This window comes from Candidatus Symbiopectobacterium sp. NZEC135, from assembly GCF_025962695.1.
This window is the reverse complement of sequence record NZ_JAGFPF010001238.1, coordinates 1-644: the sequence shown is the minus strand read 5'-3', so window position 1 is coordinate 644 and position 644 is coordinate 1. Positions and strand designations below refer to the sequence as shown.

Here is a 644-nt window from a genome sequence, read left to right as displayed (position 1 = left end):
AAGAAAACAATCGACGCCGCTTTGTAAAGGCCGCTGGCTTCCTGATCGCGAAACAGGTCGGATACCACCTGGAAAAGAATAAAGAGATAAGCAATAAAAAAGAACAGTGAAAATGCCGTGACCAATATATCCCACAGCGTCAGTAAGTGCGTTGCCATTGTTGTGTTTCCTTAGGATTTAACGAATTAAATCAGGTGCCGGGATAAACATAATAAAGGTATAGCACAGATTTGTTTTTTCCACACAGCAGGGGGAAAACAGAACCGAGGGGACTATTGGGGAGAATTGATGAATAACAGGCGAGGAATAATCGCCACAGACATTGCGCGCTATTGATCTACAGATGATGGCGCTTGGGCGTCATCGTCAAAAGCAAACAGTGTAACCAGATCGATTTGAAACCCAACGGCGATGATATAGAGCACTTCCAGCGTAGGATTGCGCACGCCGCGTTCAACACCACTGAGATATGTGCGGTCTAACCCACATTTTTCAGCAAAAGCTTCTTGCGACAGATTAGCCTGCAACCTGAGTGATCTTACGCGCTGCCCCAAACGGGCTTTGATGGAATTGGGTATTTTCATGGAGTAAGCATTGTTTTTTGATGCTTATCAGTCCACGGACTATTAGTCACAACGGTAAAG

At 45.2% G+C, this 644-nt stretch carries 1 protein-coding gene; it reads right to left on the bottom strand.

The features are described 5' to 3' along the window. Nucleotides 1–329 precede the first annotated feature (329 nt). Complete coding sequence (locus J5224_RS33575) at nt 330–584, bottom strand: helix-turn-helix domain-containing protein (protein WP_264629206.1); 255 nt, start codon at nt 582–584, stop codon at nt 330–332. Nucleotides 585–644: the final 60 nt, after the last annotated feature.